The sequence below is a fragment of the Martelella alba genome (genome assembly GCF_006516955.1).
Lineage (GTDB): Bacteria > Pseudomonadota > Alphaproteobacteria > Rhizobiales > Rhizobiaceae > Martelella > Martelella alba.
In genome coordinates, this window is record NZ_VHLG01000009.1 from 151,609 (window position 1) to 158,546 (window position 6,938).

Annotated in this window: 15 protein-coding genes; all 15 read right to left on the reverse strand. The window is 57.8% G+C overall.

The features are described from left to right. Window positions 1–29: 29 nt before the first annotated feature. Entirely contained in the window at window positions 30–587 is a 558-nt protein-coding gene (gene rplE / locus FJU08_RS14350) for a 50S ribosomal protein L5 (RefSeq protein WP_141149703.1), read from the reverse strand. Next, entirely contained in the window at window positions 580–891 is a 312-nt protein-coding gene (gene rplX, locus FJU08_RS14355; protein WP_141149704.1) for a 50S ribosomal protein L24, read from the reverse strand. The genes rplE and rplX overlap by 8 nt, the downstream gene beginning before the upstream one ends. Window positions 892–905: 14 nt before the next feature. Beyond that, window positions 906–1,274 (reverse strand): 50S ribosomal protein L14, encoded by a 369-nt coding sequence (gene rplN / locus FJU08_RS14360; RefSeq protein WP_141149705.1) that lies wholly within the window; start codon window positions 1,272–1,274, stop codon window positions 906–908. Between the two features lie 185 nt (window positions 1,275–1,459). Then, window positions 1,460–1,696 carry a 30S ribosomal protein S17 gene (gene rpsQ, locus FJU08_RS14365; RefSeq protein ID WP_045683794.1) on the reverse strand — a complete coding sequence of 79 codons (237 nt, stop codon included), beginning with the start codon at window positions 1,694–1,696 and terminating at the stop codon, window positions 1,460–1,462. 15 nt (window positions 1,697–1,711) lie between these two features. Next, window positions 1,712–1,912: a 50S ribosomal protein L29 gene (gene rpmC / locus FJU08_RS14370; protein WP_141149706.1), complete on the reverse strand. Its 201-nt coding sequence runs from the start codon at window positions 1,910–1,912 to the stop codon at window positions 1,712–1,714. Between the two features lie 12 nt (window positions 1,913–1,924). Then, window positions 1,925–2,338: a 50S ribosomal protein L16 gene (gene rplP, locus FJU08_RS14375; RefSeq protein ID WP_141149707.1), complete on the reverse strand. Its 414-nt coding sequence runs from the start codon at window positions 2,336–2,338 to the stop codon at window positions 1,925–1,927. Window positions 2,339–2,377: 39 nt separating this feature from the next. After that, a complete protein-coding gene (rpsC, locus tag FJU08_RS14380; protein ID WP_141149708.1) occupies window positions 2,378–3,094 on the reverse strand; it encodes a 30S ribosomal protein S3 in 717 nt (238 codons plus the stop codon). Further along, window positions 3,094–3,477, reverse strand: a complete 384-nt coding sequence (gene rplV, locus FJU08_RS14385) for a 50S ribosomal protein L22 (protein ID WP_141149709.1) — start codon at window positions 3,475–3,477, stop codon at window positions 3,094–3,096. The genes rpsC and rplV overlap by 1 nt, the downstream gene beginning before the upstream one ends. Window positions 3,478–3,479: 2 nt before the next feature. Next, window positions 3,480–3,758: a 30S ribosomal protein S19 gene (rpsS, locus tag FJU08_RS14390; protein WP_024708105.1), complete on the reverse strand. Its 279-nt coding sequence runs from the start codon at window positions 3,756–3,758 to the stop codon at window positions 3,480–3,482. A gap of 15 nt (window positions 3,759–3,773) precedes the next feature. Continuing rightward, window positions 3,774–4,610, reverse strand: a complete 837-nt coding sequence (gene rplB / locus FJU08_RS14395) for a 50S ribosomal protein L2 (RefSeq protein ID WP_141149710.1) — start codon at window positions 4,608–4,610, stop codon at window positions 3,774–3,776. Window positions 4,611–4,651: 41 nt separating this feature from the next. Continuing rightward, window positions 4,652–4,945 carry a 50S ribosomal protein L23 gene (locus tag FJU08_RS14400; protein WP_141149711.1) on the reverse strand — a complete coding sequence of 98 codons (294 nt, stop codon included), beginning with the start codon at window positions 4,943–4,945 and terminating at the stop codon, window positions 4,652–4,654. Next, complete coding sequence (gene rplD, locus FJU08_RS14405) at window positions 4,942–5,562, reverse strand: 50S ribosomal protein L4 (RefSeq protein WP_141149712.1); 621 nt, start codon at window positions 5,560–5,562, stop codon at window positions 4,942–4,944. The genes FJU08_RS14400 and rplD overlap by 4 nt, the downstream gene beginning before the upstream one ends. Next, a complete protein-coding gene (gene rplC, locus FJU08_RS14410; protein WP_141149713.1) occupies window positions 5,562–6,257 on the reverse strand; it encodes a 50S ribosomal protein L3 in 696 nt (231 codons plus the stop codon). The genes rplD and rplC overlap by 1 nt, the downstream gene beginning before the upstream one ends. 127 nt (window positions 6,258–6,384) lie before the next feature. Continuing rightward, window positions 6,385–6,693 carry a 30S ribosomal protein S10 gene (gene rpsJ, locus FJU08_RS14415; protein ID WP_141149714.1) on the reverse strand — a complete coding sequence of 103 codons (309 nt, stop codon included), beginning with the start codon at window positions 6,691–6,693 and terminating at the stop codon, window positions 6,385–6,387. A 155-nt stretch (window positions 6,694–6,848) separates the two neighbouring features. Then, window positions 6,849–6,938 (reverse strand): EF-Tu C-terminal domain-related protein (locus FJU08_RS14420; protein WP_141147572.1); only part of this gene is annotated, 90 nt, incomplete at its 5' end.

Genomic DNA, 6,938 nt, shown 5'->3' on the forward strand with positions numbered 1-6,938 from the left:
GTTTTCCTTTTCTACGCTCGTCGTTACGGTTACTGGCGGAACGGGAAGTTGAACGCTTTCAGAAGCGTCCGGGCTTCGTCATCCGTCTTAGCCGTCGTGCAAACGATGATATCCATGCCCCACATCTGATCGACCTTGTCGTAGTCGATTTCAGGGAACACGATGTGTTCCTTGATGCCCATGGCGAAGTTGCCACGGCCGTCAAAGCTCTTCGGATTGAGACCACGGAAGTCGCGGACGCGCGGCAGCGCGATCGTGACCAGGCGATCAAGGAATTCATACATGCGAACGCCGCGCAGGGTTACCTTGGCGCCAATCGGCATGTGCTCACGCACCTTGAAACCAGCAATCGAGTTGCGGGCATGCGTGATGATGGCCTTCTGGCCGGCAATCGCACTCAGATCAGCGGCAGCCGTCGCGGGCTTCTTCGAATCAGCCGTAGCTTCACCGACACCCATATTGATGACAACCTTGTCGATCTTCGGGATCTGCATTTCGTTGGCGTAGCTGAACGCCTCCTGCATGTCCTTGCGGATGCTTTCGAGGTACAGCGCCTTGAAACGCGGTACGTAGTTAACCTCAGCCATCGATCACATCTCCCGAGCGCTTTGCGTAACGAACCTTCTTATCACCCTCAAGCTTGATACCGACGCGGGTCGGCTTGCCATCCTTGGGATCGGCAACAGCGAGGTTGGAAAGATGGATCGCAGCTTCCTTGGTGATGATGCCGGCTTCAGTCGTCTGTGTCTGACGCTGATGACGGCGCACCATGTTGATGCCAGAAACGACGGCGCGGTCTTCCTTCGGGAAAACCGACAGAACTTCGCCTGAACGGCCCTTGTCCTTGCCAGCGATAACGACGACCTTGTCGCCCTTTTTGATCTTCTGCATTGTTCCGCGCTCCCTTACAGAACTTCAGGAGCGAGCGAGATGATCTTCATATGGCTCTTCGCGCGGAGCTCGCGCGGAACTGGCCCGAAGATACGCGTACCGATCGGCTCTTTGTTATTGTTGATCAGGACAGCTGCATTGCTGTCAAAACGGATGACGGAACCGTCAGCGCGGCGAATGTCCTTCGCGGTGCGCACGACTACGGCCTTCATCACATCGCCCTTCTTGACGCGACCGCGCGGAATAGCCTCCTTGACCGAAACGACGATAATATCGCCGATCGAGGCATACTTACGCTTGGAGCCGCCCAGAACCTTGATGCACATGACACGACGTGCGCCGGAATTATCCGCCACGTCGAGGTTTGTTTGCATCTGAATCATATCAGGTCGCCTTCTTGTTGTTACCGGACCGGTTGGGCACCTCACGCCCCCTAGCCCAGCTTATGGACATGTCTCAAAGGAAAAGGCCGCCCATTGCTGGACGCCCTTTGCACTTTAGTCCGTGCTACATACAGATATTTCGCAACAACGCAAGAGCGCGTGGCGAAATACCCGCATAATTTGCCTTAAGCCTGGGCGGAAACCACCGTCCAGCGCTTGTCCTTGGAGATCGGTGCGCATTCTTCGATGAATACCGTGTCCCCAATCTTGTACTGGTTCTCGGCGTCGTGGGCCTTATACTTCTTCGAACGGCGAACCGTCTTCTGAAGAAGCGGATGGGCAAAACGACGCTCAACCCGGACTACAACCGTTTTATCGTTCTTGTCGCTAACGACAACGCCTTGCAGAATGCGTTTCGGCATTTTCTTGTCGGTCCTTTAGGCCTTGGCTGATCCCGCCTTCTGGCGGGCAATGGTCTTCACACGCGCGATGTCACGACGCACTTCCTTGATGCGCGCCGTCTTTTCCAGCTGACCCGTCGCCTTCTGGAAGCGCAGGTTGAACTGCTCTTTCTTCAGCTTTACGAGCTCATCCTTGAGCTGGTCTTCAGTCATCGCGTGAACGTCAGAGGTCTTCATCTCATTCACTCCTTATTCGGCGATGCGCTGAACAAAACGCGTCTTTACCGAAAGCTTGGCTGCGCCGAGACGCAGAGCTTCACGCGCGATTTCTTCGCTGACGCCGTCGATTTCGAACATCATCCGGCCGGGCTTGACCTTGCAGGCCCAGTATTCGATGCCGCCCTTACCTTTACCCATACGAACTTCGGTCGGCTTCTTGGTGACCGGAACGTCGGGGAAAATGCGGATCCAAACACGACCGGCACGCTTCATGTGACGGGTGATCGCGCGGCGGGCCGCTTCAATCTCACGTGCATTGACGCGATTCGGTTCCTGCGCCTTCAGCCCATACTCACCGAAAGCCAGCTCCGCACCGCCCTTGGCGACGCCCTTGATGCGTCCCTTGAACTGTTTGCGGAACTTTGTACGCTTTGGCTGCAACATTTTTATCTATCTCCGAACTTGGCGGACGCCTGAAATGAATCAGGCGTTCTCGCGGCGGCGATGCTGGTTGCCGCTGTTACCCTTGTTGTCGCCTTCCAGCGCGCGACGCTCGGAGGCCATGGGATCATGCTCAAGGATTTCACCCTTGAAGATCCAGACCTTAATGCCGCAGACACCATAAGCGGTTTCGGCTTCGGCCGTACCGTAATCGATGTCGGCGCGCAGCGTGTGAAGCGGAACGCGGCCTTCGCGGTACCACTCCGTGCGGGCAATTTCTGCACCGCCAAGACGGCCGCCGCAGGTGATCTTGATGCCTTCGGCGCCAAGACGGATGGCCGACTGCACGGCGCGCTTCATGGCGCGACGGAATGCAACGCGGCGTTCCAGCTGCTGGGCGATCGACTGTGCAACCAGGGTCGCATCGGTTTCGGGCTTGCGAACTTCAACAATGTTGAGGTGCATTTCCGAATCCGTCATCGTCGACAGCTTGCGGCGCAGCTTTTCGATGTCTGCGCCCTTCTTGCCGATGATGAGGCCCGGGCGGGCCGAGTGGATCGTGACGCGGCACTTCTTGTGCGGGCGCTCGATAACCACCTTGGCGATACCGGCCTGCTTGAGTTCCTTGACCAGGTAGGCCCGGATCTTCAAGTCTTCATGCAGCAGCTTGCCATATTCATGGTTGTCGGCGAACCAACGGCTGTCCCAGGTACGGTTGATGCCGAGACGGAAACCGATCGGATTAATCTTCTGACCCATCAGGCGGCCTCCTCTTCGACTTCACGAACAACGATCGTCAGGTGTGAGAAAGGCTTCTCAACACGCGATGCGCGGCCGCGGCCACGAGCGTGGAAGCGCTTCATCACCATCGACTTGCCGACATAGGCTTCGGCGACGACCAGCTGGTCAACGTCGAGATCGTGGTTGTTTTCAGCGTTCGCAATGGCCGATTCAAGAGTCTTCTTGACGGTCTCTGCGATGCGCTTGCGCGAGAATTCCAGATCGGCCAGAGCCCGGTCAACCTTCTTACCGCGGATCAAAGCGGCGACGAGGTTGAGCTTCTGGGGGCTGATGCGGATCGAACGCGCAACAGCCTGAGCTTCATTTTCCTTGAGCCGGCGTTCGGCTTTTGCCTTGCCCATTATTACTTCCTCTTCGCCTTCTTGTCGGCGCCGTGACCGTAATAGGTCCGGGTCGGCGCGAATTCGCCGAACTTGTGACCGACCATCTCTTCCGATACGGATACCGGAATATGCTTGCTGCCATTATAGACACCAAAGGTCAGGCCGACGAACTGCGGCATGATCGTGGAGCGACGGCTCCAGATCTTGATGACCTCATGGCGACCGCCTTCGCGAACCTTCTCAGCCTTCTTGAGAAGATAGCCGTCGACGAACGGTCCTTTCCACACTGAACGAGCCATTTCAGACTACCTCTCTTACTTCTTCTTCTGGTGACGCGAACGCATGATGAACTTGTCTGTCGACTTGTTCGAACGGGTCCGCTTGCCCTTGGTTGGCTTGCCCCACGGCGAAACCGGATGGCGACCACCGGAAGTACGGCCTTCACCACCACCATGCGGGTGGTCGATCGGGTTCATAACAACGCCGCGAACATGCGGGCGCTTACCGCGCCAGCGCGAACGGCCGGCCTTGCCGTCATTCGTGTTCGAGTGGTCGGGGTTCGATACAGCACCGATCGATGCAAGGCAAGAGCCCGGCACCAGGCGCTGTTCGCCCGAGTTCAGGCGCAGGATCGCCATGCCCTGGTCGCGACCGACCAACTGAGCATAGGTGCCTGCGGAGCGAGCGATCTGGCCACCCTTGCCCGGCTTCATTTCCACATTGTGGACGATGGAGCCGACCGGGATGAACTGCAGCGGCATCGCATTGCCCGGCTTGACGTCAACAGCGCTTTCAGACGCGATGACCTTGTCGCCGACGGCGAGGCGCTGCGGCGCCAGGATGTAGGAAAGCTCACCGTCGCCATAGCTGACAAGTGCGATGAAGGCGGAGCGATTCGGATCATATTCCAGACGCTCGACGGTGCCTTCAACTTCGAACTTGCGACGCTTGAAGTCGATGATGCGATAGGTCCGCTTGTGACCGCCGCCCTGGAAGCGAGCCGTCACACGACCATGGTTGTTGCGGCCGCCCTTGGACGATAGACCCTGGGTCAGGGCCTTGACCGGCTTGCCCTTGTAAAGCTCCGAACGCTCGACAATAACCAGCTGGCGCTGGCTCGGCGTTGTCGGATTGAAATGTTTCAATGCCATCTTTTCATTCCCTATTGGGTTTCTACCCTACCGGGCCTGGTTCAAACGCCGGTCGATACGTCGATGCTCTGACCTTCGGCCAGGGTGACGATCGCCTTCTTGACGTCCTTCTGCTTGCCGGTGAAACCCCGGAAGCGCTTGATCTTGCCCTTGCGCAGCAGCGTGTTAACAGCCTTCACCTTGACACCAAAGAGCGCTTCGACAGCGGCCTTGATCTCGGGCTTGCTAGCCGTCTTCGCAACGTTGAAGACAACCTGGTTATTATCCGAAACCAGAGTCGACTTCTCGGTAATGACCGGCGAAACGATCACGTCGTAATGGCGGATATCGCTCATTTGAACCGCTCCTCCAGAGCTTCTACCGCAGCCTTGGAAAGAACGAGCTTGCCACGGCGCAGGATGTCGTAAACGTTGATGCCCTGAACCGGCAGAACATCGACATTCGGGATGTTGCGTGCTGCAAGGGCGAAGTTGCCATCGAGCTCGGCGCCACCGATGATCAGGGCGTTGTCGAGGCCGAGAGCGGCGAACTTGCCGGAAAGCAGCTTGGTCTTGGCTTCGGCGGCGACCAGATCGTCAACAACGATCAGGCTTTCCGTCTTGGCCTTGGACGACAGAGCGTGCTTCAGGGCGAGAGCGCGGATCTTCTTCGGCAGATCATGCGAATGATCACGCGAAACCGGACCATGTGCTGCACCACCGCCGCGGAACTGCGGCGCACGTGCCGAATGGTGACGTGCGTTACCAGTGCCCTTCTGGCGGTACATCTTTGCACCGGTGCGGGCGATATCGGCGCGGCCCTTGGCCTGGTGGGTACCCTGGCGCTTGGCGGCCAGCTGGTAGCGAACCATACGGGCAAGGATGTCTTCGCGCACTTCAAGGCCGAAGATCTCGTCCTTCAGGCTGACCGTACCGGCGTCCTTGCCTTCAAGTGTCTTAATAGTGAGATCCATTATTCGGCTCCATTCGTTTCAGCGGCACGCAGGCCGGCCGGACGCGGGGCGTTTTCCGGAATGCCGGACTTGACGGCATCGCGGACTACGATCCAGGCACCCTTCGAACCGGGAACGGCGCCCTTGACCAGGATCAGACCGCGCTCGACATCCGTGCGGACGACTTCGAGGTTCTGCGTGGTGACGCGCGTCTGGCCCATGTGACCAGCCATCTTCTTGTTCTTGAAAACCTTGCCCGGGTCCTGGTTGGAACCGGTCGAACCATGCGAACGGTGCGAAACGGAAACACCGTGGGTCGCACGCAGACCACCAAAGTTGTGGCGCTTCATCGCACCGGCAAAGCCCTTACCAATCGTGGTGCCGGTTACGTCAACCAGCTGGCCCGACACGAAATGGTCAGCCGTCAGCTCGGAACCGACATCCAGAAGAAAATCTTCCGAAACGCGGAATTCAACAAGCTTGGCCTTGGGTTCAACGGAAGCCTGCGCGAACTGACCGCGCTGCGCCTTCGTCGTGTTCTTCACCTTCGAACGACCTGCACCGAGCTGAACTGCGGTGTAGCCATTCTTATCCTTGGTACGCGTTGCGACGACCTGGCAGCCGTCCATTCGCAAAACTGTTACAGGGATGTGCTCTCCTGCGTCATTGAAGACGCGGGTCATTCCCACTTTCTGTGCTATCACACCTGAACGCATCGGTTCATTCCTTATGGAGTTCCGGCGGGGGCTGAAAACCCTCGCGTGCCTCTCTTTGGGACATCATGTACGCCGCTTTGCTGCGCCTGAAGATTGGTCCCGTTCAATTGTCTCTAACTCTGAAGAATCAGAGCCTGATTTCTACGTCCACGCCAGCTGCGAGATCCAGCTTCATCAGCGCGTCGACCGTCTGCGGGGTCGGATCGACAATGTCAAGAAGACGCTTGTGCGTGCGCATTTCAAACTGCTCACGGCTCTTCTTGTCGATATGCGGACCACGGTTCACGGTGAATTTCTCGATCCGGGTGGGAAGCGGAACCGGTCCGCGAACATTCGCGCCCGTACGCTTGGCCGTCGATACAATCTCACGCGTAGAGGCATCGAGGATCCGGTGATCAAACGCCTTCAGGCGGATGCGGATGTTCTGGCCCTTCATGCGACTCGTCCTTGTTTGTTTTCGCGCCCTGTCATTCCTGGACAAGGCGCTTCGATTATTATTCCGACCCGGCTCTGCCGATTTTCAAAAATCTGTAGGGACATGAAAAACCCATGTCCCTACCATTCTCAAACGGCGCCTTGCGGTCTGCCGTATTACTTGATGATCGAGGCGACGATGCCGGCGCCGACGGTGCGGCCGCCTTCGCGGATCGCGAAGCGCAGCTTTTCTTCCATCGCGATCGG